Origin of the sequence: Vibrio sp. SCSIO 43155 (genome assembly GCF_023716605.1) — a bacterium.
Lineage (GTDB): Bacteria > Pseudomonadota > Gammaproteobacteria > Enterobacterales > Vibrionaceae > Vibrio > Vibrio harveyi.
On the sequence record NZ_CP071852.1, the window covers coordinates 3,313,075 to 3,339,457 of the forward strand.

Sequence of the window (26,383 nt, forward strand, 5' to 3'; positions counted from 1 at the left end):
TATATGCAATTTTTCTAATAAAAGTCGATTTAGTTCAGACTTTTAGCGGATAAATATTGTCCACATTCTTAAAGGTGGACAATAATTCCATTAACGAAATAGTCAAAAGTGTTTAACGTCATGGATTCGACCTACACCATTATCATCGCTGATGATCACCCGCTGTTCCGCAATGCCTTGTTCCAATCGGTACACATGGCTGTGAGTGGTGCTAACCTTCTCGAAGCGGATACGCTGGATGCTCTACTCGCATTGCTGGAAAAAGAAGAAGAGCCAGATTTGGTGTTGTTAGATCTCAAGATGCCAGGCGCAAATGGCATGTCGGGGTTGATTCACCTTCGTGCTGAATACCCAGATATCCCAGTGGTGGTGGTATCTGCCAGCGAAGAAGCAAGCGTGGTCACACAAGTGAAAAGCCACGGTGCGTTCGGCTTTATTCCAAAATCGAGCGACATGCGTGAGCTAGTCAATGCCCTTAACCAAGTCCTTAATGGCGACCCATACTTCCCAGAAGGCTTGATCACCAATAACGCAGCTTGTAATGACTTGGCAGAAAAAATTGCCGCACTTACCCCTCAGCAATACAAAGTGTTGGGCATGCTTTCCGATGGCTTACTCAACAAACAAATCGCTTACGAGCTCAATGTCTCAGAGGCCACCATCAAAGCCCACATGACCGCAATTTTCCGCAAACTGGGCGTGAAAAACCGAACTCAAGCCGTCATCCTACTGCAGCAAATGGAACCCGAGCAGTAATGTGTTAGTAAATATATCTAATTCACATTTATATGACGCAAAAAGAACAACAAACGTTAAAATAATAAGGCTGCACCACGCAGCCTTTTTCATCCCTCTGTTAAACCGCTAACTCTGGGAGGTCATACTTTGCTAAGTATTCTCGTCACTCAATTCGTCGTACTCTGGGCCGTCATTGACCCGATTGGTTCAGTACCCGTTTATCTATCACAAACTCAACACCTCACGGCAAAACAGCGTCGTCTCGTAGCGTTGAAAGCCATTGCCATTTCAATGGGTGTGTTGCTGTTCTTCCTTATTGCCGGTCAGTTGTTGCTGGAAGCAATGCAAATCCCATTGCCCGCGTTCCAAGCCGCTGGTGGCTTAGTGTTATTGCTGTTTGCATTGTCGATGATTTTTGGTGAGAGCAAGCCAGAACAAGAACAAAAACTGGGCGAAGAAGTCAGCCACTCCGATCTCGCTGACTTAGCCGTTTACCCTCTTGCGATCCCTTCGATTGCATCGCCGGGTGCAATGATGGCTATCGTGATGCTCACCGATAACAACCGCTACTCTTTCGTCGACCAAGCAATGACCGCAGGCGTCATGATTGCGGTACTTCTGGTTACCCTATTCTTGTTACTGGGTGCAAACACGATTCAAAAAGTGATTGGTAACGTAGGCGCAGCCATCATCAGCCGCGTAATGGGGCTTATCCTTGCTGCTGTTGCACTGAATAATTTGCTGCTTGGTATAAAAGATTTCTATGTTAATTGATAAAACTCTTAGACCTTTGGCTAATTTAACATCAAATTAACATCACACTTTTATTCCCACCTCCTCTCAAACGCCCTAAAAACGGGCGTTTTTGCTTTTTAGCGTCCCGACTAAAGTTGAAAAGAGTTCTTGCCAGTGCCTTGCTAATGTACATGTTGAAACATTTTTTTAACAACAATACCAATCGTAAGGAGACGGCAATGGCATTTGAAAGCGAAGAAAGAGCCAAAGCCTACTGGGACAAGAACGTGAAGCTCATGATTACCCTGATGGTCATCTGGTTCGTAGTGTCTTTCGGCTGCGGCATTTTATTTGTCGACGTACTTAATCAATTTCAATTAGGTGGATACAAACTCGGGTTCTGGTTTGCTCAACAAGGCTCCATCTATGCCTTCCTAGGTATTATTTTCTACTACGCGTGGAAAATGCGCCAAATCGACCGTGAATTCGGCGTAGATGAGTAAGGAGTAACTCAGATGGATTTGAAAACTATTACCTATCTGGTGGTTGGCGCAACGTTCGTCCTCTACATCGGTATTGCGATTTGGGCTCGTGCGGGCTCAACCAAAGAATTCTATGTAGCAGGCGGCGGTGTAAACCCTGTTGCTAACGGCATGGCAACCGCAGCAGACTGGATGTCAGCAGCATCGTTCATCTCAATGGCAGGCTTGATTGCCTTCATGGGCTACGGCGGCTCGGTATTCCTGATGGGTTGGACAGGCGGTTACGTACTGCTTGCACTTCTGCTTGCGCCATACCTACGTAAGTTCGGTAAGTTTACTGTGCCAGAATTCGTAGGTGAGCGTTTCTACTCTAACGCAGCACGTATCGTAGCGGTTGTGTGTCTTATCATCGCATCAGTAACTTACGTTATCGGTCAGATGAAAGGCGTGGGCGTGGCGTTCGGGCGTTTCCTAGAAGTGGATTACTCAACAGGTCTACTGATCGGTATGTGTATCGTATTCATGTACGCCGTAATGGGCGGCATGAAAGGCATTACCTACACGCAGATTGCTCAATATTGCGTACTCATTCTTGCTTACACTATTCCTGCAATCTTTATCTCTCTGCAACTAACAGGTAACCCACTACCACAGATCGGCTTAGGCAGTACCATCCAAGGCACCGATGTTTATCTACTCGATCGGCTCGACCAAGTGGTCACCGAACTCGGCTTCAGTGAATACACCACTCAAGTTCGTGGCGACACGCTAAACATGTTCGTGTACACCATGTCACTGATGATCGGTACGGCGGGTCTGCCACACGTAATCATCCGTTTCTTTACCGTGCCTAAGGTTCGTGATGCACGTACATCAGCAGGTTGGGCACTAGTTTTCATCGCTATCCTTTACACAACAGCACCTGCAGTATCAGCAATGGCACGTCTAAACTTAATGGATACCGTTAACCCAGCTCCGGGTCAGCACCTTGCTTATGATGAGCGTCCTGACTGGTTCAAGAACTGGGAGAAAACAGGTCTACTAGGCTTTGATGATAAGAACGGCGACGGTCTGATCGAGTACACGTCAAACCCAGCAACCAATGAGCTGAAAGTTGACCGTGACATCATGGTACTAGCAAACCCAGAGATTGCTAAGCTACCTAACTGGGTTATCGCACTTGTCGCAGCAGGTGGTCTGGCGGCAGCACTATCGACAGCTGCAGGTCTACTACTGGCGATTTCGTCCGCAATATCTCATGACTTAATCAAAGGTGTGATAAATCCGAACATATCCGAGAAGAAAGAGCTGCTCGCGAGCCGAATCTCTATGGCAGTCGCCATCGCAGTCGCCGGTTACTTAGGCTTGAATCCGCCAGGGTTTGCAGCCGGTACGGTAGCGCTCGCCTTCGGTCTGGCGGCATCCTCCATCTTCCCTGCGTTGATGATGGGTATCTTCAGTAAGAGCATCAACAAAGAAGGCGCAATCGCGGGTATGATTGCGGGTATCAGTATCACGCTATTCTACGTATTCCAGCACAAAGGCATCCTATTTGTTGCTGACTGGACTTACCTACAAAGCTGGGGTCAGAACTGGTTCCTAGGCATCGAACCAAACGCATTTGGTGCAATTGGTGCTGTGTTCAACTTCATCGTGGCATTCGCTGTATCGAAAGTAACGGCAGAAACACCACAAGAAGTAAAAGACCTAGTCGAGCACGTACGTGTACCAGCAGGCGCTGGCGGTGCGGTAGACCACTAAAATATAACGCAAACCACAAAAGCCCCACTTGGGGCTTTTTTATTCACTTAACTTATTCTAATAATTAGAGATTCCCTGAACCGTAGCAAGGAAGCATACCAATGCCATTGATTATATGTTCAGGGGTTACGCGGAAAAAATCGCTTAGAACAAGGCAAAGATTGCTGCAAGCTAGTTGCTCTAACTTCAAAATCTTTAACGAAGTTATTAGCGATTTTAGCCAGTAAAAATGAACAGATAATTGATGGGATTAGTATTTTATGTTCAAAAACAAGCACTTTATTATCGCTCTGTTGATCGCCCCGATTCTGTCTTTGATCGCTTATTTCGGTACAGACATGGCTCTAAGTGAGAAACCTCATGCCGCTAAAGAAGGGGAAAGCTACAAACTGGCCAGCAAGTCGAATTGCCGTTATACCAGTGGCTTGTGTGATATGGAGAACGGCGACTTTAAAGTGAAGTTTCGCTCAGAAAAGCTGACTCAAGATAGCCTAGAGTTGTCTTTACATGCGGCTTACCCACTGGAAGGAGTGAAGCTTTCAGTCGTGGATAGCCAAGAGCAAAACGCACAACCAATTGACATGAAGCCAGCGGATCAAGCCGGACAAAACTGGACCATCACTTTGCCTAAGCCTGCATCAGCCGAGAGTTGGCTACGTGTTGCGATTCAATCTGAAGGCACGCTCTACTACGGTGAAACGCAAACAGCGTTTGTGAAATACGAAACCCTGTTTACGGACAAATAACTTACTTGCTCCATAAGGCTTGAAGACGCATTTGAGCCAACCTTATCTCGCGAAAGAATACCGAGCTTAATTGTAGAGATTGAGCTCTCCCACTTCAGCCGATACTGAGTCCGAGTATCGGCTTTTTTTGTTGTGTTATTTCCTCAAAAAAGCTGTGGTTGCTAATCGACAATTAATTGATAATAATTATCATTATCTTAAGTATCGAGGTAACTATGGACAGCAGCCAAGCCATCTACAACGCCTTTTTTAAAGCGCAAGACCGATTCCTTCATGTGTATGCGCCAAGCGGCTTCGAACCCGATGTGATCCATGATTACATCCATTGGGGTATGGTGCTGTCGTCCATCTACGATCACGATGCAGAGCACGAAAACCTGTTGCTGTGCGAGCTGTATTTGCGCCAAGTCTACTTCCATCTACTTGATGCCATTCAGGACCCTGCGCGCAGCCGCATCTTCCGCCGAGTCTGCCTCGATTCTATTCACACTCCGCTACTTTGTCTCAAACGTTACTACTACCAATTTGAGGATGGCGATGTGAAATTTCTCTCATTACAACAACAATTACGTCTGATACAGACGCCACTCGATTAAACAAAAGGAACCTACCATGACCACGGAATTCCGTATCGAAGCGGACAGCATGGGCGAAATCAAAGTCCCAGCCAACGCTTTGTATCAAGCCCAAACTCAACGCGCTGTCGATAACTTTGCTTTCAGCAAACACACCATGCCGACAGGGTTTATTCAAGCACTCGCTCACATCAAACAAACCGCAGCGCTTACCAATGCTCAACTTGGCTTGCTAGAAGGTGATATTGCCAATGCCATCGCTGATGCCGCGCAAGCCATCATTGATGGTAAACACATCGATCAATTCCCTATCGATGTATTCCAAACTGGCTCGGGCACGAGCTCAAACATGAATGCCAACGAAGTGATTGCAACATTGGCATCTGAGCATCTAGGCGGAACAGTCAATCCAAACGATCACGTCAATATGGGTCAAAGCAGTAACGACGTAGTGCCTACTGCGATTCAAGTCAGCTCTGCAATTGCAATTGAAAAACAGCTACTACCAGCACTGTCCCACCTAAGTGAAACACTAGAGACTAAGCAGCAAGCTCTGAAAGATGTGGTGAAAACAGGTCGTACGCACCTCATGGATGCGATGCCAATTACCTTCGCCCAAGAGCTTGGTGGTTGGCAGTTCCAAATCGAACACGCTAAACAAGCCATCGAACAAACACTGCCAGCAGTGAAAGCGTTAGCTCAAGGCGGAACAGCGGTGGGTACAGGGATCAACGCCGATCCACGCTTCGCCGATCTTTTTGCCGATAACCTAACGCAATCAACGCGCATCGAGTTTGCTTCAAGCAAAAACTTCTTCTTCAATCTCAGCAGTCAGGATGCGATCGTCGCCCTATCGGGACAGCTCAAAACAGCAGCAGTTGCGATCATGAAGATCGCAAACGATCTTCGCTGGATGAACTCAGGTCCACTAGCCGGCTTAGGTGAAATCGAACTGCAAGGCTTACAACCGGGCTCTTCTATCATGCCGGGCAAAGTGAACCCTGTGATTCCAGAAGCAGCGGCCATGGCGTCTGCCCAAGTGATCGGTAACGACGCAACCATTACCGTTGCCGGTCAATCGGGTAACTTCCAACTTAACGTGATGCTACCAGTGATTGCTCACAATGTACTAGAAAGCATTGAACTGCTGTCGAACAGCGCCGTTGCTTTGGCAGACAAAGCCATTGCGACGTTTGAAGTGCGCCAAGACAACCTTGATGTTGCACTGGCGAAGAACCCGATTCTGGTCACCGCACTTAACCCTGTGATTGGCTACCTAAAAGCAGCGGAAGTGGCGAAGAAAGCCTACAAACAAGGTCGCGCTATCATTGATGTCGCTGAAGAAGAAACGGACTTAGATCGTACCACATTAGAAAGATTGCTCGATCCAGCCAAACTGACTCAAGGCGGCGTTGCAGAATAAGCCACCGACCGATCACCCCCTTAAAGCAAAAGACCTCCAATCGGAGGTCTTTTCTTCTAGGCGACTCGATTGAGCACCGAACGCAATTTCAAAGGTTTCACCGGTTTGGCGATAAAACTAAACCCATTGGCTTTAATGCCTTCCATCATGTCATCGGTTCGGTCGGCACTGATGATCACCCCTTCAAAGCGATTACCCAGACGCAAGCGGCATTGCTGCAACACTTCTAACCCTGTTCGACCATTGTCTAAACGATAATCGGAGAAAATCACATCCGGCAACCAATCGTCTTCGATCGCTTTCAGACTCTCAACGATGTCGGTCGCAATGCGAATATCACACCCCCAGCGTGAGAGTAGATTCTCCATTCCAACTAGAATATCCGGCTCATTATCGACACACAGCACACGAATATGGCTTAAGTCGGATTGTGCACTCTTCACTGCTTTGACTGCCGGAATGTGCACCTTCTCTGCTTTATCTAAGGTAATCGAGAACACGCTGCCTTGACCAAACCACGAACGCATCGAGATTTCATGCCCCAGCACTTGAGCAATCCCTTTCGAAATAGCTAAGCCTAACCCCAGACCTTGGTCAGAACGCACTTGAGTACCACGATTAAACTCTTCGAAGATCTCTTGTTGCTTCTCTTCTTCGATGCCCATACCGTTATCCCACACATCGATACGCACTCGGCCTTGTACGCGACGCACACCGAGCGCCACTTTACCATTCGGGCTATAACGGAACGCATTGGTGAGGAAGTTCTGTACCACGCGGCGTAGCAATTTCGGATCGGATTTCACCATCAAGGACGATGGGATCATGGTGAACTCAATACCTTGTTGTTTCGCCAACGCGCTGAATTCAGCATTCAAGTTTGCCAACACATCATTGACCGCAAAGCCATGCACATTGACGTCCAGCTTGCCCGATTCCAAACGTGAAATATCCAGCAAGTCACCAATCAAATCTTCCGCCGCCCCTAATGCACTCTCAATGTGGGTCGACAGCTTTTGGGTTTCACTGTCTTTGGCAACTTCCGACAGCGAAGAAGCAAACAGACGAGCGGCATTCAGCGGCTGCATCAAGTCATGGCTTACCGCGGCTAAGAAGCGCGACTTGGACTGTGACTCATGCTCAGAGCGCTGCGTCGCAGCCACCAGCTGTTTGTTCAATTGTTCCAACTCACGAGTACGAGCGCGAACGCGCTCTTCTAGTGTCTCATTAGCATCTTTCAGAGCTTGCTCCGCATCGCGGAACACGGTGATATCGGTAAAGCTCATCACGAAACCGCCACCGGGCATTGGGTTACCTTGCACTTCAATTACGCGACCATCTGGACGCACACGGGAAGAGGTATGTCGCGTGCCTTGTTCAAGGTGATAAACACGGCGACGAACGTGATCTTCAGGGTCACCCGGACCACATAAACCTTGCTCAGCATTATGACGAATCACATCCGCAATCGGACGCCCGACTTGAATCAATCCCGGCGGGAAGACAAACAACTCCAGATAACGTTGGTTCCACGCCACCAGCCTTAGTTGCTTGTCGACCACTGCGATGCCTTGTCCAATATGTTCAATCGCACCTTGCAATAAGCCACGGCTGAAATCGTACAGCTCTGAGGCTTCATCGACGATGGTCGCTACTTCCTCAAGCTGCATGTTTCTACCTTGCAAAGCAGAAGTAAGTACTAACTTAGCTGAAGATGCACCAAACACACCGGCAAGTACGCGCTCAGTGTGTCGAATCAAGGTAGAAGGGGCTTGTTGGTTGGGAAGCAGCTCTTCGCGTTGCTGACTCCAATAGGTTTGGAAGGCGGATTTCACTCGCGTTCGTCCCACAAATCGTGACGCTAACATCTCCAGTTCACTGACCGTCACACGGCTCTGATACAAGCTGATGTTTTCACTTTCAGGCAACGGCGTACCGACGAATGACGCCGATTGTAAGCGTTCACTTATGCTTGGGCGCGTAGCTAGTGATACCGCAACAAAACACGCGGTATTCGCCACCACGCTGAGGATCATGCCCCAGTCAGAAACAGCAATACCAAAGCCTACCAATAAATCAGGCGGAGTAATCAACCAAATCAGCAAGTTGTTGCTTGCGTCCCCCGCCAGCATGTCGGTTTGGCTCATTAAAGTAATCAACCAAATGGTGAACCCCACCAGCAAACCAACATACACGCCTTTCTTGTTGCCCTGACGCCAGTACATACCGCCAAGCAGAGACGGAGCGAACTGGGTAATCGCAGCAAACGAGAGAAAACCTATCGCAGAGAGTGAGTGGATACTATCTAAAGCCTGATAAAAGCCCCATGCACCAATCAAAAGAAGCAGAATAAGCCCGCGACGTATACGTAATAACAGCGTAGAGAAGTGATGATGATTGCGTTTTGATAACTTCATCCGGCGCAGAATCAGCGGCATCACCAAATCGTTAGATACCATGATCGCTAAGGCAATAGTCGAGACGATAACCATGCCGCTTGCCGCGGAAGTACCGCCCAAAAATGCCAGTAAGGCGATGTCATTCGCGCCCACCGCCATCGGCACGCTGATCACGTACGTATCGGCAGGGCTGCCACTCAATAAGCTTTGCCCTACCCATGCGATTGGCAGAACGAAAATGCCCATCAGAATCAGATACAACGGGAACAACCAACGCGCAACGTGTAAGTCTTGCGCGCGTTCATTCTCAACCACCATGGTATGGAATTGACGTGGCAAACAGACAATCGCCAGCATGGTCAGAATGGTATGAATCAGCAAGGTCGGAATATTGGGTGATTCATAGGTTTCAGCGGCAATATCGGCTAGGTGGAAGCTTTCGGTATCCATCGCGAGCCAAACAATAAACACCCCCACCACTAAAAACGCCACCAACTTAAGCACTGATTCAAACGCAATCGCCATCATCATGCCGCGGTGATGTTCCGTGTTATCGATATGACGCGTACCAAACAGCATGGTGAAGATCGCCATCGCCCCGACCACAAACCAAGATACGCTGTAGTTTTGATAACTGAGATCAGATGCCAAGTCCGGCGCGATGATCTCCAACCCCATGGTGATGCCACGCAATTGCAAAGCGATATACGGAAGAATGCCTGCCACTGCGATTAAAGTGACAACCACCGCCAAACCTTGTGATTTGCCATAGCGGGCGGCAATGAAATCGGCAATGGAGGTGATGTGCTCACGCTTGGCAATCAAGATCAGCCGAGCGAGGACGCGCCAGCCGATGGTAAATACGATGATCGGCGCGATATAGATGGGCAGGAAGGACCAAGGATTGTTGCTCGCCTGTCCGACCGTGCCGTAGAAGGTCCACGACGTACAGTACACCGCAATTGACAAACTGTAGATCCATGGTCGCCAACGCGCTAACCATCTCTTTTGTTTGTCACCGTACCAAGCGATTAAAAACAGGATTCCCAAATACGCCAAAGAAACGGGAATCACGAGCCATCCTTGCATCCGATATCCTTTCTTACTTTTCTTGCCTTTCTTGCTGTTTTTAAAGCAAGGAATAAAAAAACCTCTCCATAAGGGAGAGGTTTCATTTAACACTGCTTTCACAACAGAGACAAAGGTTAGTTTTTAATCTCTGTCACAGAAGCTTAATTCTGTGCTTCAGGCGCATTGGCTGAGAGATCAACTACATTACTTTCATCATTTTGAGGCTCAACTTTGATAAACAGTGCAATAAAGCCCATCGCCGCCATCAACCAGAAGATATTCGCACCCCAGTGTTCGTAGCCCCAACCACTGATCACTGTCATCAACGCGATAAACGCACCCAGTGGGATTGCGTTATATAGTGCCTGCAATGCCACCATCTTGTTCTCGGCTGAGTTCTGGATGTATTGAATCGCAGCAATGTGCGCCATGGCAAACGTCACGCCGTGAAGCATTTGCACTACCACCAACGCCAAAATAGAGGTCGTAGACGCCGTCATGCCCCAACGTAGCATCACACCACCAGCCGCAACCACAAACAAAGTACGCAAAGACCAGCCCGCGAACAAACGCTTACTCAGGGCAAACACAGCAACTTCAGCTGCCACGCCCAAGCTCCATAAGTAGCCAATCACATCTTCTGAATGACCCGCTGCTTTCCAGTGAATCGCGCTAAAACCATAGTACGCCGCATGACTGCCTTGGATTAACGCCACTAGCACAAGGAACTTCACGACCGGTTTATCCGTCAGCAACGCTGAGAGTTTTGGACGCTCAGAATGTTGACCTTCGCGTGTCACTGGCATTGGGTTGGTGTTACGCATTGCAAACAAGAGCGAGATAAACACACCGACCATCGCCGTGTACAAAATCATGTCAGAGCCAAACTCTGCCACCAAGTAACCCACCACAGTAGAGCCTGCAATAAAGGCAACCGAGCCCCACAATCGGGTGCGACCGTAATCAAGCATTTTCAAACGAGCGTAGTAGTTCGCCATCGCATCAGACAGAGGCACGACAGGACCACAACACAAGTTGAACAAGACAGTGGCAAGCGCCATTAACCAGAAGTTACCGCCAGTGAAGAAGTGGAAACCAACAAATATAAGGGCAGCAAAACTTAACCAGCGCAATGCAGGCATGAGATGTTCGACTTTATGCAAACGTGGGGTAAGTACCATGTTCGCCACACAGCGCGTCGCTAAACCTAGACCCACTAACAGACCAATATCTGTTGGAGAAACGCCCTGCTCTTTAAACCACAACGACCAAAATGGCAGATACACGCCATACGCAAAAAAGAATCCGAGAAAATACTGGGAAATCCAGCCATACGGAGAGGGTTTCAACATCACTGACATCCTAAAAAACGACAAAAACTAACGACTTCCGCCACGTAAACGTTTGGGACGCGGAATTATGGATCGCAATGCGTAATAGAAAAAGGGAAGAATCGGCAACTTACCGTTTCCTCAATGGCACAGGGTCTCGAAATGCAAAATTAGATTGTGACGATTTAGACCAAAGTCGTCTGGCTTCGGCAGGGAAATTTGTCAGACTTAGAATGTGTTCCCACCAAATTTAGGTGCTCTCATGCCTGACAAATTTAATATGCAATCTCCACCGTTCGATCGCCTGACTGACGCACAGCAAAATCGACTGCGCTCGTCTCTTGATGTGGCGTACTACCGAACGCGAGATGTCATCTTAGCTTGCGGGCAAGACAACCCTCACCTGCACGTGCTGATTAAAGGCGCTGTAGAAGAGCGCTCAAAAGATCAAGACGAAGTGTTTGCTCACTACGCTAACGACGACATGTTTGATGTGCGCTCTTTGTTTGAAGAAAGCGTGCGCCATCAGTATGTGGCACTGGAAGATACCCTCTCGTACTTGCTGCCCAAAGAAGTGTTTCTTGAGCTGTATAACGAGAACGGACAGTTCGCCGCCTACTTCGATAACAACTTATCCAAACGCCAAGCCCTCATTGAAGCGGCTCAACAGCAGCAAAACCTCGCGGAATTCATTCTGACTAAAGTCGATAGCAGTATCTATCACCCACCGATGCTATTGGCACCTGATATGCCAATTAATCAGGTCACTAAAACACTTAAAGACAATGGCATTGATGCCGCTTTGGTTCAGCTAAACCAAGATGACCCACGCCTAGAGCAATATCCATCGGCGCATCCCTACGCGATAGTGACGCGAACCAATATGCTCCATGCAGTGATGCTTGACGACCACCCACTCGATACACCAGTGAGTGAGATCGCAACCTTCCCTGTTTATCACGTCGATGATGGCGACTTCTTGTTTAACGCCATGATCACCATGACGCGTAATCGCATGAAGCGTCTAATGGTGTGCGAAGGCAATCAAGCGGTCGGTATGTTGGATATGACGCAAATCCTCAGCGCGTTTTCCACTCACTCACACGTACTGACACTCAGCATAGCGAGAGCCAGCAGCGTGGAAGAGTTAGCCCTAGCTTCCAATCGACAGCGCCAGTTGGTGGATAGCTTGCTGACCAACGGGATCCGTACTCGCTTCATCATGGAGCTGATTTCTGCTGTAAACGAACAAATCATCGAAAAAGCGTTTGAGCTTGTGGTACCACCAGCACTGCACGATCACTGCTGTCTGATAGTGCTTGGCTCGGAAGGTCGTGGAGAGCAAATCCTCAAAACCGATCAAGATAACGCACTGATCATCCAAGATGGGCTGGAATGGGAACATTGCTCCGAAGTCATGCAAACCCTCACCCACACCTTGCAGCAACTGGGCTATCCACTCTGCCCAGGCAAAGTCATGGTTAACAATCCTAAGTGGGTTCGAACGCAGCAAGACTGGATAAAAACGCTCGATGGTTGGATTACTAAAGCGCAGCCAGAACAAATCATGGATTTAGCCATCTTCAGTGACGCTCATGCGGTCGCAGGCAATCAAGAGTTGCTCACGCCTATCGCCGAGCACCTCAGAGACAGCATGAAAGATCGCATGTTGATTCTGTCCGATTTCACTCGCCCTGCTCTGCAGTTTTCCGTGCCTCTTACTCTGTTTGGTAACGTAAAAAGTGCTAAAGACGGGCTGGATATTAAACGCGGCGGCATCTTTCCAATTGTGCATGGCATTCGCACTTTGGCATTGGAATACGCGATTGAAGAGAAGAACACCTTCGAGCGTATCGAAGCACTGAGAAACAAGCGTATCTTAGAACCAGAAACCGCCGATAACCTCAATGAGGCGCTGAAGCTGTTCTTCAAGATCCGTTTGAACCAGCAATTAAGTAAGCAGGAAGCACTGAACAACATCGACATTAAACAGTTAGACAGGACAGAACGAGATCTACTGCGCCACAGCTTACACGTGGTGAAGAAGTTTAAGCAGTTCTTAGGCTTCCATTATCAAATCCGTGATTAGAGTCTTTTAGGCAAATAAGACGAGAGGTAACAGGGATGAATTGGCTACAAAGGAAATACTGGCATTACAAGCTGAAAGGCTCACCTTATCAGCCACTGTTTTGTTCGCCACAAAAAGGCGAGTTTGTCTCTCTCGATTGCGAAACCACCAGCTTGGACCCAAATCGAGCCGAGCTGGTGACTATCGCTGCGACCAAAATCATCGACAATCGCATCATCACCAGCAAACCGTTCGAAGTTCGACTTCGCGCCCCGCAATCACTCGATTCAGGCTCGGTAAAAATTCACCATATCCGCCATCAAGATTTGGTGGATGGCATCAGCGAAAAAGAAGCGCTCATCAAGCTACTCGACTTTATCGGCAATCGTCCTTTGGTTGGCTACCACATTCGCTATGACAAAAAGATCCTCGACCTCGCTTGTCTGAGGCATTTAGGCTTTCCACTGCCCAACCCACTCATCGAAGTAAGCCAGATTTATCACGACAAGCTCGAACGCCATTTGCCTAATGCCTACTTCGACTTAAGTCTTGATGCGATTTGTAAGCACCTTGAACTGCCGATTCAAGACAAACACGATGCCCTGCAAGACGCAAAATCCGCGGCTTTGGTGTATGTGCGTCTCACCAAAGGCGATTTACCAAACCTGAGCGTGCCTTATACCCAATAGGTTCAATACGCAGCTTTCGATCCACCTCCCACATTCGCTTTAAATTCAGCAATATCGCGGCGCATTCCTCACTCTCATCCTAAAGTCTAATTGTGGAAATACGCGCTGTGACTGACAGTTATATGCACAGCAACGTTCTTGATGAATCACAGACTAAAGAACGGAAACCGCCCTACAAAAGACGAAGGTCGAGAATTAAAGGCACAAGGAGAGAAGCCATGAGCGAAGCCCACGTTTATCCGGTAAAAGAAAATATTAAAAACCATACGCATGCGGATAATGACACTTACCTAGCCATGTATCAGCAGTCGGTAAGCGACCCAGAAGGCTTCTGGAGCGAACACGGTAAAGTTGTCGATTGGATTAAGCCATTCACTCAAGTTAAAAACACCTCTTTCGATACTGGTCACGTCGACATTCGTTGGTTCGAAGACGGCACGCTGAACGTATCTGCAAACTGTATTGACCGTCACCTTGCCGAGCGTGGCGATGAAGTCGCGATCATCTGGGAAGGCGATGATCCTGCTGACGACAAAACCCTCACATTCAATGAACTGCACAAAGAAGTGTGTAAGTTCTCTAACGCCCTAAAAGAGCAAGGCGTGCACAAAGGCGACGTGGTTTGTCTTTACATGCCAATGGTGCCAGAAGCGGCTATCGCAATGCTGGCATGTACCCGTATTGGTGCGGTTCATACCGTGGTATTTGGTGGTTTCTCGCCAGAAGCCCTGTCCGGTCGTATCATCGACTCAGACGCAAAAATTGTTATCACCGCTGACGAAGGCGTTCGTGGTGGTCGCGCAGTACCACTGAAGAAAAACGTTGATGAAGCACTGACAAACCCAGAAGTAAAAACCATCGACAAAGTAGTCGTTCTAAAACGTACGGGTGGCGACATTGATTGGCACGAGCACCGTGACGTTTGGTGGCACGAAGCAACAGCTGTCGTTTCTGACGTATGTCCACCTGAGGAGATGAAAGCAGAAGACCCTCTGTTCATTCTTTACACTTCAGGCTCAACAGGTAAGCCAAAAGGCGTGCTGCACACCACAGGTGGTTACCTAGTGTACGCGACCATGACCTTCAAGTACGTGTTCGATTACCAAGAAGGTGAAACGTTCTGGTGTACTGCGGATGTGGGTTGGATTACAGGTCACACTTACTTAATTTACGGTCCACTGGCGAACGGTGCGAAGACCATTCTTTTCGAAGGTGTACCAAACTACCCAAGCACGGCTCGCATGAGTGAAGTGGTTGATAAGCATCAAGTAAACATTCTCTACACTGCACCAACAGCGATTCGTGCACTAATGGCAAAAGGTAACGAAGCGGTAGCCGGAACATCTCGTTCAAGCCTGCGTGTAATGGGCTCAGTAGGTGAACCTATCAACCCTGAAGCATGGGAGTGGTACTACAAGACCATTGGTAATGAAAACTCACCTATCGTTGATACTTGGTGGCAAACAGAGACAGGCGGTATCTTGATTGCGCCACTACCAGGTGCAACCGATCTTAAACCAGGTTCTGCAACTCGCCCATTCTTCGGCGTACAACCAGCGCTAGTGGACAACATGGGTAACATCATTGAAGAGACCGCAGCAGAAGGTAACTTAGTGATCCTTGATTCATGGCCAGGTCAGATGCGTACTGTTTACGGCGACCATGAACGCTTTGAGCAAACCTACTTCTCTACCTTCAAAGGCATGTACTTCACCAGTGATGGCGCACGTCGTGACGAAGACGGCTATTACTGGATCACAGGTCGTGTAGATGACGTACTGAACGTTTCAGGTCACCGCATGGGTACCGCAGAAATTGAATCAGCACTGGTTGCACACGATAAAATTGCGGAAGCGGCAATTGTCGGTATTCCTCATGACATCAAAGGTCAGGCAATTTACGCATACGTCACACTTAATGATGGTGAATTCCCATCAGCCGAGCTGCACAAAGAGGTGAAAGACTGGGTACGTAAAGAGATAGGTCCAATCGCGACACCAGACGTGCTGCACTGGACAGACTCTCTACCAAAAACTCGCTCCGGTAAAATCATGCGCCGCATCCTACGTAAGATTGCAACGGGTGATACCAGCAACCTAGGTGATACTTCGACACTGGCAGATCCAAGTGTTGTAGACAAGCTAATTGCAGAGAAAGCAGAACTGGCATAACACCCAGCCCCTGTTTTAAACGCTAGCCCTAAAAGCCACCATTGCATATGGTGGCTTTTTTGTGCGTGGACGCAAAATAAACCACAGAAAGCACATGGCAATTATGTTGTTTTTGTTAACTTGGTTACAGAAACGGCGGGGGTTATTGGGAGATTAGACCAGTAAATTGCTGCTAATTGCTGTGAATTAGCTATAATCTTGGTCGATTTTTTAAAATTTGCTCGGTTTTAACAAAAAAATCGTGCTGAATTATCGTATATTTGGGAATATAAACGTTCCACTCACGATAAAGGAAGATAGCAACATAATGTCTGCAAAGTCACGGATTCTAGTTCTAAACGGACCAAATCTTAATCTATTAGGTCTGCGTGAACCGACACATTACGGTAACAACACCCTAGCACAGATTGTTGACGCATTGACTGAACAAGCTCACAACTCTGGGGTGGAACTTGAACACCTGCAATCGAATCGTGAGTACGAACTGATTGAAGCTATCCACGCTGCATATGACAAAGTGGACTTCATTATCATCAACCCAGCGGCTTTCACTCATACCAGTGTCGCGCTGCGTGATGCATTACTTGGCGTAGCCATCCCATTTATCGAAGTGCACCTATCGAACGTTCACGCTCGTGAGCCGTTCCGTCATCACTCTTATCTGTCAGATAAAGCAGAAGGAGTGATTTGTGGCTTAGGTGCACAAGGTTATGAATTCGCTCTGTCTGCAGCAATCGCGAAATTGCAGGCAAAGTAAACCAAACACTCTGCAGCCCTTTGGGGTTGTCTTAATCACAAGATAAAAGAGAAAGAAAAGATGGATATTCGTAAAATCAAGAAGCTAATCGAGTTAGTTGAAGAATCTGGCATTGCTGAGCTAGAAATCTCTGAAGGTGAAGAGTCAGTACGCATCAGTCGTAGTGGCCCTGCAGCTGCTCCAGCACCAGTTCATTACGCAGCAGCTCCAGTAGCAGCACCTGCACCAGTGACAGCAGCTCCAGTAGCAGACGCACCAGCAATGGCAGCAGAAGCGCCAGCAGCAGTTCCTGCAGGTCACCAAGTTCTTTCTCCAATGGTTGGTACTTTCTACCGCTCACCAAGTCCAGACGCGAAATCATTCGTTGAAGTTGGTCAGAGCGTAAATGCTGGCGACACACTATGTATCGTTGAAGCAATGAAAATGATGAACCAAATCGAAGCGGACAAATCAGGTGTTGTAACTGCAATCCTAGTTGAAGACGGCCAACCAGTTGAATTCGACCAACCACTAGTTGTAATCGAATAAGCGGGGCTTGCCTTATGCTAGATAAAGTAGTCATCGCGAACCGAGGTGAAATTGCACTTCGTATCCTTCGCGCTTGTAAAGAATTAGGCATTAAGACTGTGGCAGTTCACTCAACAGCTGACCGCGATCTTAAGCACGTACTACTCGCAGACGAAACAGTATGTATCGGTCCTGCTCGTGGTATCGACAGCTACCTAAACATCCCTCGTATCATTTCTGCAGCAGAAGTGACGGGTGCAATTGCGATTCACCCGGGTTACGGCTTCCTATCTGAGAACGCAGACTTTGCTGAACAAGTAGAGCGTAGCGGTTTCATCTTCGTTGGTCCTAAAGCAGACACTATCCGTATGATGGGTGACAAAGTGTCCGCAATCAACGCAATGAAAAAAGCAGGCGTTCCTTGTGTACCAGGCTCTGACGGTCCACTAGATAACGACGAAGACAAAAACAAAGCTCACGCTAAGCGTATCGGCTACCCAGTAATCATCAAAGCCTCTGGTGGCGGCGGTGGTCGTGGTATGCGTGTTGTACGTTCTGAAGCAGAACTTGTTCAAGCTATCGCTATGACGCGTGCAGAAGCAAAAGCGGCGTTCAACAACGACATGGTTTACATGGAGAAGTTCCTAGAAAACCCTCGTCACGTTGAAGTACAAGTGATTGCTGATGGTCAAGGCGGTGCTATCCACCTAGGTGAACGTGACTGTTCTATGCAGCGTCGTCACCAGAAGGTTGTTGAAGAAGCTCCAGCACCAGGTATCACTGAAGAGATGCGTAAATACATCGGTGAACGTTGTACACGTGCATGTCTAGAAATCGGTTACCGCGGCGCAGGTACGTTCGAATTCCTATACGAGAACGGTGAGTTCTACTTCATCGAAATGAACACTCGTATTCAGGTTGAGCACCCAGTAACAGAAATGGTTACCGGTGTTGACCTAATTAAAGAACAGCTACGCGTAGCAGCAGGTCAACCACTGTCATTCACTCAGGATGACATCAAGATCCGCGGCCATGCGATTGAGTGTCGTATCAACGCAGAAGACCCTGAGCGCTTCCTACCTTCACCAGGTAAGATTGAACGCTTCCACGCACCAGGCGGTATGGGTGTTCGTTGGGAATCTCACATTTACACAGGCTACACAGTACCACCTCATTACGATTCAATGATTGGTAAACTGATCACTTACGGTGAGAACCGTGATGTAGCGATTGCACGTATGAAGAACGCACTAGGCGAGATGATCATTGAAGGCATCAAGACTAACGTTACTCTACAAGAATCAATCATGAATGATGAGAACTTCCAGCACGGTGGTGCAAACATTCACTACCTAGAGAAGAAGCTAGGCCTACAATAAGCCTTCGCTAACCTCATGATAAATGCCCACATCTGTGGGCATTTTTGTTTTGTATAAAGTCTATACTCAAACAAATCGTAGAGTTCTGGTAAACTCTGCGCCACTTCATTCACTTTAAGAGCAAAAACAAATGCCTTGGATTCAAATCAAACTCAACGCGACCAATGAAAACGCTGAGCAAATCGGCGACATGCTAATGGAAGAGACTGGTGCGCTGTCTGTAACATTCCTAGACGCGCAGGATACGCCTGTATTCGAACCTCTGCCTGGCGAAACTCGCTTATGGGGCGATACTGACATTCTGGCACTGTACGATGCAGAAGCTGATACAAACTTCATCATCACTCAAATCAAAGCAAGCGGCATGCTTACTGACGATTTTGCTTACAAAGTAGAACAGCTAGAAGACAAAGACTGGGAACGCGAGTGGATGGAAAACTTCCACCCAATGAAGTTCGGCGAACGCCTATGGATTTGCCCAAGCTGGCGTGAAATTCCAGAGCCAGACGCAGTAAACGTAATGCTAGATCCGGGTCTTGCATTCGGTACAGGTACTCACCCAACTACGGCATTGTGTCTTGAGTGGCTAGAAGGTCTCGATCTATCAGGTAAGACGGTTATCGACTTCGGGTGTGGCTCAGGCATCTTAGCGATCGCAGCGATCAAACTAGGTGCAGAAAAAGTTATCGGGATCGACATTGATCCTCAAGCACTACAAGCATCTCGCGACAACGCTGAACGTAATGGCGTTGCCGATCAACTTGAAGTGTTCCTACCTCAAAACCAACCTGAAGGTCTAATTGCAGACGTTGTGGTTGCGAACATTCTTGCTGGTCCTCTACGTGAACTAGCACCAATAATTAAAGGTTTGGTGAAACCAAATGGTGACCTTGCGATGTCGGGTGTTTTAGACACTCAAGCAGAGGATGTAGCAAACCATTACCGTGACGAGCTTCACATTGACCCAATTGTAGAGCAAAGTGAATGGTGTCGTATCTCTGGTCGTAAGCAAGGCTAGACAAGGTTTTCAGGGCTAATTGTTTGAATTTCATACAAATTACAAAAACAATTTGTAAATGCTCAAATATTAGTCTTTTCACGCAGTAAAAAAATGCGTAAAATGCGCGCCCTTGCTGGTACAGAACTGTGATGACGTTTTGAAAATCGGAAACTATCAACTTAAGAACAATCTAATCGTAGCCCCTATGGCTGGTGTAACGGATAGACCGTTTCGCGAGTTGTGTCTTCGCTATGGTGCGGGAATGGCCGTCAGTGAAATGATGTCTGCTAACCCGAAACTATGGGGAACGTCAAAGTCGAAACAGCGCATGGTACATGAAGGCGAATCGGGCATTCGCTCTGTACAGATTGCCGGTTCCGATCCACAGCTTATGGCCGATGCGGCTCAATTCAGTGTTGAAAACGGTGCGCAAATCATCGACATCAACATGGGCTGCCCAGCAAAGAAAGTGAATAAGAAGCTGGCGGGTTCTGCACTGCTTCAATACCCAGACATCATCAAAGAGATTTTGACTGCGGTAGTGGACGCGGTAGACGTTCCTGTAACGTTAAAGACCCGTACTGGCTGGAACACAGAAAATAAAAACTGTGTTCACATCGCTAAATTAGCCGAAGACTGCGGCATACAGGCTCTTGCACTGCATGGCAGAACAAAAGCGTGTATGTACAAAGGTGAGGCCGAATATGACAGCATTAAAGCGGTTAAACACGCTATATCCATTCCGGTTATCGCAAACGGTGATATCGATAGCCCGGAGAAAGCGAAGTTTGTACTGGAGTACACCGGTGCAGACGCTTTAATGATTGGACGCCCTGCCCAAGGTCGTCCTTGGATTTTCCAGGAAATCCATCACTATTTGGAAAACGGCACCACAATGGATGAGCTTCCAAGTGAGGAAGTGAAAGCCATTATGCTTGGTCATGTTAACGCTCTGCATGATTTCTATGGAGAGTTCTTAGGTCCACGTATCGCGCGCAAGCACGTTGGGTGGTATCTAAAGGAACATGAACAAGCAAGTGAGTTTCGCCGTACCTTCAACGCTATCGACGCAGCTGAGCTGCAACTTGAGGCGTTAGAAGGTTATTTTGATAACGTTGCATCATAATTAAGAGAAGAGCTAGACCGAATATGTTCGAACAAAATCTGACTTCAGAAGCATTAACAGTAACTACAGTAACGTCACAAGACCAGATTACTCAAAAGCCTTTACGTGACTCTGTTAAAGCGTCTCTTAAAAACTACCTAGCTCAACTAAACGGCCAGGAAGTAACAGAACTATACGAATTAGTTCTAGCTGAAGTTGAACAGCCACTATTAGATACCATCATGCAGTACACTCGCGGTAACCAAACTCGCGCAGCAACTATGATGGGTATCAACCGCGGTACTCTTCGCAAAAAACTTAAAAAGTACGGCATGAACTAATAGGTTCATACAGTATTTTTGTAAAAAAGGCTTGGTCAGCAATGATTAAGCCTTTTTTATTTTTTGTTCCTCGCAATCCTGTATTTCATCCTCCCTTACCTTCTCTTACCAACCCTTTGTACAAACATTAGTCAAGCCTGATACATTGAACTGTGATCAGTATTGATTGTGAACTCAATATAAACAGATATAATCAAAGACTTACATTGGATAAAGGAACTAACCTCATGATTTACAAAGAAAGGGAAGATTGGCTTCACGCCATTCTGAATACTCTCCCTGATCATGTCTTTATCCTCAATGAAAACGGTCGCTATATTGAAAGCTTTGGTGGCACTTACCACTCAAAGAAATTCAATGCCGAAAGTTACACTAACCTCTCGTTAAACGATGTTTTGTCATCAAGTAAAGCTTCTGAATTAATAAGTTATATTGATGATGTAATTCGCTCTAATGAGCCAAAAGTCGTCAAATACAGCATCGCACTACAAGACCACCTACTAATGCCAATAGAAGAGCTAGAAGCGTTAGACAACCCAGAGGAAACCTGGTTTGAAGCGATCATCAAACCTGTTGAAAGCTTACAAGACGACGAAAGTTGGGTAATTTGGTCTGTTCGTGACGTAACGAAAACACACCTACTTGAAAAGCGCCTGAAAGAGCTCTCAGAGACTGATGAGCTAACTGGTGTAATGAATCGACGAGCATTCTTAACCAGCCTAGATAAAGCTCTGAACTCGCATTCTCGCCTATCTCAAACACTCTCCTGCGTCATGATCGATATTGACCACTTTAAAGAGATAAATGACCAAGTCGGTCACTTCTCCGGAGATCAGGTGATCAACCATGTAGCAAAGATATGCCAACGAGCAATCCGTGGCACTGACTTTATTGGTCGCTTAGGAGGAGAAGAGTTTGCAGTGATTTTAGTCAACACCAGCGCGATTCAAGCCTATGATGTAGCAGAAAGGATCAGAGGTGCGATTCAAAACGCCCCATGCCAAGTTGATGGTATCGAAATCAGCACAACCGTAAGTATTGGTGTCGCAGAATATGACGGACAAGTATCTAGTGCTAAAGAGCTCATGATTAACGCTGATAAAGCCATGTATTACTCAAAGCACTCTGGACGCAACCAAGTAACACTTCATCACGACTGTATTCCTGATGTCAAAATACAGCACTCCTTAAACCTAAATATCCAAAAGGTTTCTTAGCCCTTCGCTCTTCATCCCCCTTACCTTACATCACCTTATCCACGCACCCTCCAAAACACTCACACGCAGTTCTTTTGCCTAATCGAGTCATAAGCTCGATGTGTTTTAATAGCGAGTTTGAGGCTGTTCTAAAGACAATGGGAAGTAGTGGCATTGTGAGAGGTTAGGTAATGCGTTAGCACTATCTCATGATCAAGTTAGTCACAGGAAAGATATACAGGGATTGGAAAGTGGTGCGACTTTATAAGAAGGGCTCTGGTGATCAGATTTACTTTGCTCCAAATGCAAAAAAGCCCACTCTCTCGAGTGGGCTTCTTCAAATTTAAAGCCTGGCGATGTCCTACTCTCACATGGGGAAGCCCCACACTACCATCGGCGCTAATTCGTTTCACTTCTGAGTTCGGAATGGAAATCAGGTGGGTCCAAATCGCTATGGTCGCCAAGCAAATTCTTTAATTCGGAAAACTGATTTTAAGTTCTACTTACACACATTCAATGTTCTTACATTGAGTCCATCAAAACCCCTTGGGTGTTGTATGGTTAAGCCTCACGGGCAATTAGTACAGGTTAGCTCAACGCCTCACAACGCTTACACACCCTGCCTATCAACGTTCTAGTCTCGAACAACCCTTTAGGATACTTAAAGTATCAGGGAAGACTCATCTCAGGGCTCGCTTCCCGCTTAGATGCTTTCAGCGGTTATCGATTCCGAACTTAGCTACCGGGCAATGCGTCTGGCGACACAACCCGAACACCAGAGGTTCGTCCACTCCGGTCCTCTCGTACTAGGAGCAGCCCCCTTCAATCTTCCAACGCCCACGGCAGATAGGGACCGAACTGTCTCACGACGTTCTAAACCCAGCTCGCGTACCACTTTAAATGGCGAACAGCCATACCCTTGGGACCGACTTCAGCCCCAGGATGTGATGAGCCGACATCGAGGTGCCAAACACCGCCGTCGATATGAACTCTTGGGCGGTATCAGCCTGTTATCCCCGGAGTACCTTTTATCCGTTGAGCGATGGCCCTTCCATTCAGAACCACCGGATCACTATGACCTGCTTTCGCACCTGCTCGAACCGTCATTCTCGCAGTCAAGCGGGCTTATGCCATTGCACTAACCTCACGATGTCCAACCGTGATTAGCCCACCTTCGTGCTCCTCCGTTACGCTTTGGGAGGAGACCGCCCCAGTCAAACTACCCACCAGGCACTGTCCGCAACCCCGATTAGGGGTCAACGTTAGAACATCAACACTACAAGGGTGGTATTTCAAGGACGGCTCCACACAATCTAGCGACTGTGCTTCAAAGCCTCCCACCTATCCTACACATGTAGGGTCAATGTTCAGTGCCAAGCTGTAGTAAAGGTTCACGGGGTCTTTCCGTCTAGCCGCGGGTACACTGCATCTTCACAGCGATTTCAATTTCACTGAGTCTCGGGTGGAGACAGCGTGGCCATCATTACGCCATTCGTGCAGGTCGGAACTTACCCGACAAGGAATTTCGCTACCTTAGGACCGTTATAGTTACGGCCGCCGTTTACCGGGGCTTCGATCAAGAGCTTCGACCGAAGTCTAACCCCATCAATTAACCTTCCGGCACCGGGCAGGCGTCACACCGTATACGTCATCTTACGATTTTGCACAGTGCTGTGTTTTTAATAAACAGTTGCAGCCACCTGGTATCTGCGACTCTCAATAGCTCCATCCGCGAGGGACTTCACCGTCGAGAGCGTACCTTCTCCCGAAGTTACGGTACCATTTTGCCTAGTTCCTTCACCCGAGTTCTCTCAAGCGCCTTGGTATTCTCTACCCGACCACCTGTGTCGGTTTGGGGTACGATTCCTTACAATCTGAAGCTTAGAGGCTTTTCCTGGAAGCATGGCATCAATGACTTCACTACCGTAGTAGCTCGACGTCGTGTCTCAGCCTTAAAAAGAGCCGGATTTACCTAACTCTTAAGCCTACGCACTTGAACCTGGACAACCGTCGCCAGGCCCACCTAGCCTTCTCCGTCCCCCCATCGCAATTGTAAGAAGTACGGGAATATTAACCCGTTTCCCATCGACTACGCCTTTCGGCCTCGCCTTAGGGGTCGACTTACCCTGCCCCGATTAACGTTGGACAGGAACCCTTGGTCTTCCGGCGAGGAGGTTTTTCACCCCCTTTATCGTTACTCATGTCAGCATTCGCACTTCTGATACGTCCAGCATGCGTTACCACACACCTTCAACCGCTTACAGAACGCTCCCCTACCCAATGCACTAAAGTGCATTGCCGCAGCTTCGGTTTACTACTTAGCCCCGTTACATCTTCCGCGCAGGCCGACTCGACCAGTGAGCTATTACGCTTTCTTTAAATGATGGCTGCTTCTAAGCCAACATCCTGGCTGTCTGAGCCTTCCCACATCGTTTCCCACTTAGTAGTAATTTGGGACCTTAGCTGGCGGTCTGGGTTGTTTCCCTCTCCACGACGGACGTTAGCACCCGCCGTGTGTCTCCCGGATAGTACTTACTGGTATTCGGAGTTTGCAAAGGGTTGGTAAGTCGGGATGACCCCCTAGCCTTAACAGTGCTCTACCCCCAGTAGTATTCGTCCGAGGCGCTACCTAAATAGCTTTCGGGGAGAACCAGCTATCTCCAGGTTTGATTGGCCTTTCACCCCTAGCCACAAGTCATCCGCTAATTTTTCAACATTAGTCGGTTCGGTCCTCCAGTTGATGTTACTCAACCTTCAACCTGCCCATGGCTAGATCACCTGGTTTCGGGTCTATATCCAGAGACTGAACGCCCAGTTAAGACTCGGTTTCCCTACGGCTCCCCTAGATGGTTAACCTTGCCACTGAATATAAGTCGCTGACCCATTATACAAAAGGTACGCAGTCACACCACGAAGGTGCTCCTACTGCTTGTACGTACACGGTTTCAGGTTCTATTTCACTCCCCTCACAGGGGTTCTTTTCGCCTTTCCCTCACGGTACTGGTTCACTATCGGTCAGTCAGTAGTATTTAGCCTTGGAGGATGGTCCCCCCATATTCAGACAGGATATCACGTGTCCCGCCCTACTCGATTTCACTTTAAATGCGTTGCCGGTTACGGGGCTATCACCCTGTATCGCACAACTTTCCAGAAGTTTCACCTGACGCATAAAAAGCTTAAGGGCTAGTCCAATTTCGCTCGCCGCTACTTTCGGAATCTCGGTTGATTTCTTTTCCTCGGGGTACTTAGATGTTTCAGTTCCCCCGGTTCGCCTCGCTGCGCTATGTATTCACGCAGCGATACTAGCTTATGCTAGTGGGTTTCCCCATTCGGAAATCCCAGACTCAAATGGTTTTTACTACCTAATCTGGGCTTATCGCAAGTTAATACGTCCTTCATCGCCTCTGACTGCCAAGGCATCCACCGTGTACGCTTAGTCACTTAACCATACAACCCGAAGGAGTTTCGAGTTGATGAACAAGTCACCAAAGTTGTCTGCAATTTTTATACATGATGCAGACTCGATTTTGCCGGACTCAAATTCCAAGAACACTTGAATGTGTTGTATTGGTGTTTGTCATAAAGACAAACATTGAGAACTTTACAAACAAACTTAAAAGTTTGTTTTGTCAGCTTTCCAAATTGTTAAAGAGCTAATCACTTCTAATAAAGTAACCATTTTTAAAAGCACTCATCGAATGCGCTTAAAGATGGTGGAGCTAAGCAGGATCGAACTGCTGACCTCCTGCGTGCAAGGCAGGCGCTCTCCCAGCTGAGCTATAGCCCCATCAAGGTGTCGATACTGTATGCCAATTCCTTGGGAAGGGAATTGGTGGGTCTGAGTGGACTCGAACCACCGACCTCTCGCTTATCAGGCGAACGCTCTAACCACCTGAGCTACAGACCCGG

Annotated in this window: 19 protein-coding genes, 2 tRNA genes and 2 rRNA genes; 17 read left to right on the plus strand and 6 right to left on the minus strand. The window is 47.7% G+C overall.

Annotated elements, in window-relative coordinates:
- The first annotated feature begins 120 nt into the window (after window positions 1–120).
- From J4N44_RS15775 to J4N44_RS15805, 7 genes are all read left to right on the plus strand, one after another.
- Window positions 121–756, plus strand: a complete 636-nt coding sequence (locus tag J4N44_RS15775) for a response regulator (RefSeq protein WP_005448275.1) — start codon at window positions 121–123, stop codon at window positions 754–756.
- A gap of 129 nt (window positions 757–885) precedes the next feature.
- Window positions 886–1,512: a MarC family protein gene (locus J4N44_RS15780; protein ID WP_005448274.1), complete on the plus strand. Its 627-nt coding sequence runs from the start codon at window positions 886–888 to the stop codon at window positions 1,510–1,512.
- 200 nt (window positions 1,513–1,712) lie between these two features.
- Complete coding sequence (locus tag J4N44_RS15785; protein WP_005448273.1) at window positions 1,713–1,976, plus strand: DUF4212 domain-containing protein; 264 nt, start codon at window positions 1,713–1,715, stop codon at window positions 1,974–1,976.
- Between the two features lie 12 nt (window positions 1,977–1,988).
- A complete protein-coding gene (locus J4N44_RS15790) occupies window positions 1,989–3,716 on the plus strand; it encodes a sodium:solute symporter family protein (RefSeq protein WP_154203363.1) in 1,728 nt (575 codons plus the stop codon).
- Between the two features lie 260 nt (window positions 3,717–3,976).
- Complete coding sequence (locus J4N44_RS15795; protein WP_005448269.1) at window positions 3,977–4,462, plus strand: hypothetical protein; 486 nt, start codon at window positions 3,977–3,979, stop codon at window positions 4,460–4,462.
- Window positions 4,463–4,677: 215 nt separating this feature from the next.
- Complete coding sequence (locus J4N44_RS15800) at window positions 4,678–5,058, plus strand: hypothetical protein (RefSeq protein WP_017190957.1); 381 nt, start codon at window positions 4,678–4,680, stop codon at window positions 5,056–5,058.
- A gap of 16 nt (window positions 5,059–5,074) precedes the next feature.
- Window positions 5,075–6,460 (plus strand): class II fumarate hydratase, encoded by a 1,386-nt coding sequence (locus tag J4N44_RS15805; protein ID WP_252044630.1) that lies wholly within the window; start codon window positions 5,075–5,077, stop codon window positions 6,458–6,460.
- A 56-nt stretch (window positions 6,461–6,516) separates the two neighbouring features.
- Here J4N44_RS15805 and J4N44_RS15810 read toward each other — a convergent pair whose 3' ends face one another.
- Together J4N44_RS15810 and J4N44_RS15815 are read right to left on the minus strand one after the other, a co-directional pair.
- On the minus strand, window positions 6,517–9,948 hold the full coding sequence (locus tag J4N44_RS15810; protein WP_252044632.1) for a hybrid sensor histidine kinase/response regulator: 3,432 nt from the start codon (window positions 9,946–9,948) through the stop codon (window positions 6,517–6,519).
- 143 nt (window positions 9,949–10,091) lie between these two features.
- Window positions 10,092–11,282 (minus strand): 3-phenylpropionate MFS transporter, encoded by a 1,191-nt coding sequence (locus tag J4N44_RS15815; protein ID WP_005448264.1) that lies wholly within the window; start codon window positions 11,280–11,282, stop codon window positions 10,092–10,094.
- 241 nt (window positions 11,283–11,523) lie between these two features.
- On the opposite strand from J4N44_RS15815, the gene J4N44_RS15820 reads away from it, so the two are divergent.
- The 10 genes from J4N44_RS15820 to J4N44_RS15865 all read left to right on the plus strand — a co-directional run bounded on the left by J4N44_RS15820 (window position 11,524) and on the right by J4N44_RS15865 (window position 22,495).
- Window positions 11,524–13,350: a DUF294 nucleotidyltransferase-like domain-containing protein gene (locus J4N44_RS15820; RefSeq protein WP_252044634.1), complete on the plus strand. Its 1,827-nt coding sequence runs from the start codon at window positions 11,524–11,526 to the stop codon at window positions 13,348–13,350.
- Between the two features lie 35 nt (window positions 13,351–13,385).
- Window positions 13,386–14,018, plus strand: a complete 633-nt coding sequence (locus J4N44_RS15825; protein WP_005440406.1) for a 3'-5' exonuclease — start codon at window positions 13,386–13,388, stop codon at window positions 14,016–14,018.
- A gap of 218 nt (window positions 14,019–14,236) precedes the next feature.
- The gene (acs, locus tag J4N44_RS15830) at window positions 14,237–16,189 is read left to right on the plus strand and encodes an acetate--CoA ligase (protein WP_005428764.1); all 1,953 of its coding nucleotides are present in this window, start codon (window positions 14,237–14,239) and stop codon (window positions 16,187–16,189) included.
- A gap of 307 nt (window positions 16,190–16,496) precedes the next feature.
- Window positions 16,497–16,946 (plus strand): type II 3-dehydroquinate dehydratase, encoded by a 450-nt coding sequence (aroQ, locus tag J4N44_RS15835; protein WP_005448261.1) that lies wholly within the window; start codon window positions 16,497–16,499, stop codon window positions 16,944–16,946.
- Window positions 16,947–17,006: 60 nt separating this feature from the next.
- The gene (gene accB / locus J4N44_RS15840) at window positions 17,007–17,474 is read left to right on the plus strand and encodes an acetyl-CoA carboxylase biotin carboxyl carrier protein (RefSeq protein ID WP_252044641.1); all 468 of its coding nucleotides are present in this window, start codon (window positions 17,007–17,009) and stop codon (window positions 17,472–17,474) included.
- A 14-nt stretch (window positions 17,475–17,488) separates the two neighbouring features.
- On the plus strand, window positions 17,489–18,832 hold the full coding sequence (gene accC / locus J4N44_RS15845; protein ID WP_005440401.1) for an acetyl-CoA carboxylase biotin carboxylase subunit: 1,344 nt from the start codon (window positions 17,489–17,491) through the stop codon (window positions 18,830–18,832).
- Between the two features lie 130 nt (window positions 18,833–18,962).
- Window positions 18,963–19,850 (plus strand): 50S ribosomal protein L11 methyltransferase, encoded by an 888-nt coding sequence (prmA, locus tag J4N44_RS15850; protein ID WP_009698909.1) that lies wholly within the window; start codon window positions 18,963–18,965, stop codon window positions 19,848–19,850.
- Between the two features lie 139 nt (window positions 19,851–19,989).
- Complete coding sequence (gene dusB, locus J4N44_RS15855) at window positions 19,990–20,958, plus strand: tRNA dihydrouridine synthase DusB (protein WP_005448258.1); 969 nt, start codon at window positions 19,990–19,992, stop codon at window positions 20,956–20,958.
- Window positions 20,959–20,981: 23 nt separating this feature from the next.
- A complete protein-coding gene (gene fis / locus J4N44_RS15860) occupies window positions 20,982–21,278 on the plus strand; it encodes a DNA-binding transcriptional regulator Fis (protein WP_000462885.1) in 297 nt (98 codons plus the stop codon).
- A gap of 227 nt (window positions 21,279–21,505) precedes the next feature.
- Entirely contained in the window at window positions 21,506–22,495 is a 990-nt protein-coding gene (locus J4N44_RS15865; RefSeq protein ID WP_017190964.1) for a sensor domain-containing diguanylate cyclase, read from the plus strand.
- A 327-nt stretch (window positions 22,496–22,822) separates the two neighbouring features.
- Here J4N44_RS15865 and rrf read toward each other — a convergent pair.
- The 4 genes from rrf to J4N44_RS15885 form a co-directional block, all read right to left on the minus strand.
- A 5S ribosomal RNA gene (gene rrf, locus J4N44_RS15870) occupies window positions 22,823–22,939 on the minus strand.
- Between the two features lie 92 nt (window positions 22,940–23,031).
- Window positions 23,032–25,921: ribosomal RNA gene (locus J4N44_RS15875) — 23S ribosomal RNA — on the minus strand.
- Window positions 25,922–26,185: 264 nt separating this feature from the next.
- Window positions 26,186–26,261 (minus strand) — tRNA-Ala (locus J4N44_RS15880).
- A 43-nt stretch (window positions 26,262–26,304) separates the two neighbouring features.
- A tRNA-Ile gene (locus J4N44_RS15885) sits at window positions 26,305–26,381 on the minus strand.
- Window positions 26,382–26,383 lie beyond the last annotated feature (2 nt).

Coding starts and splice junctions, on each gene's coding strand:
- J4N44_RS15805 (WP_252044630.1), top strand. CDS start 5,075: ATGACCACGGAATTCCGTATCGAAGCGGACAGCATGGGCGAAATCAAA.
- J4N44_RS15785 (WP_005448273.1), top strand. CDS start 1,713: ATGGCATTTGAAAGCGAAGAAAGAGCCAAAGCCTACTGGGACAAGAAC.
- J4N44_RS15820 (WP_252044634.1), top strand. CDS start 11,524: ATGCCTGACAAATTTAATATGCAATCTCCACCGTTCGATCGCCTGACT.
- aroQ (WP_005448261.1), top strand. CDS start 16,497: ATGTCTGCAAAGTCACGGATTCTAGTTCTAAACGGACCAAATCTTAAT.
- J4N44_RS15810 (WP_252044632.1), bottom strand. CDS start 9,948: ATGCAAGGATGGCTCGTGATTCCCGTTTCTTTGGCGTATTTGGGAATC.
- J4N44_RS15790 (WP_154203363.1), top strand. CDS start 1,989: ATGGATTTGAAAACTATTACCTATCTGGTGGTTGGCGCAACGTTCGTC.
- J4N44_RS15800 (WP_017190957.1), top strand. CDS start 4,678: ATGGACAGCAGCCAAGCCATCTACAACGCCTTTTTTAAAGCGCAAGAC.
- accB (WP_252044641.1), top strand. CDS start 17,007: ATGGATATTCGTAAAATCAAGAAGCTAATCGAGTTAGTTGAAGAATCT.
- J4N44_RS15775 (WP_005448275.1), top strand. CDS start 121: ATGGATTCGACCTACACCATTATCATCGCTGATGATCACCCGCTGTTC.
- fis (WP_000462885.1), top strand. CDS start 20,982: ATGTTCGAACAAAATCTGACTTCAGAAGCATTAACAGTAACTACAGTA.
- J4N44_RS15865 (WP_017190964.1), top strand. CDS start 21,506: ATGATTTACAAAGAAAGGGAAGATTGGCTTCACGCCATTCTGAATACT.
- J4N44_RS15795 (WP_005448269.1), top strand. CDS start 3,977: ATGTTCAAAAACAAGCACTTTATTATCGCTCTGTTGATCGCCCCGATT.
- J4N44_RS15815 (WP_005448264.1), bottom strand. CDS start 11,282: ATGTTGAAACCCTCTCCGTATGGCTGGATTTCCCAGTATTTTCTCGGA.
- J4N44_RS15825 (WP_005440406.1), top strand. CDS start 13,386: ATGAATTGGCTACAAAGGAAATACTGGCATTACAAGCTGAAAGGCTCA.
- accC (WP_005440401.1), top strand. CDS start 17,489: ATGCTAGATAAAGTAGTCATCGCGAACCGAGGTGAAATTGCACTTCGT.
- prmA (WP_009698909.1), top strand. CDS start 18,963: ATGCCTTGGATTCAAATCAAACTCAACGCGACCAATGAAAACGCTGAG.
- acs (WP_005428764.1), top strand. CDS start 14,237: ATGAGCGAAGCCCACGTTTATCCGGTAAAAGAAAATATTAAAAACCAT.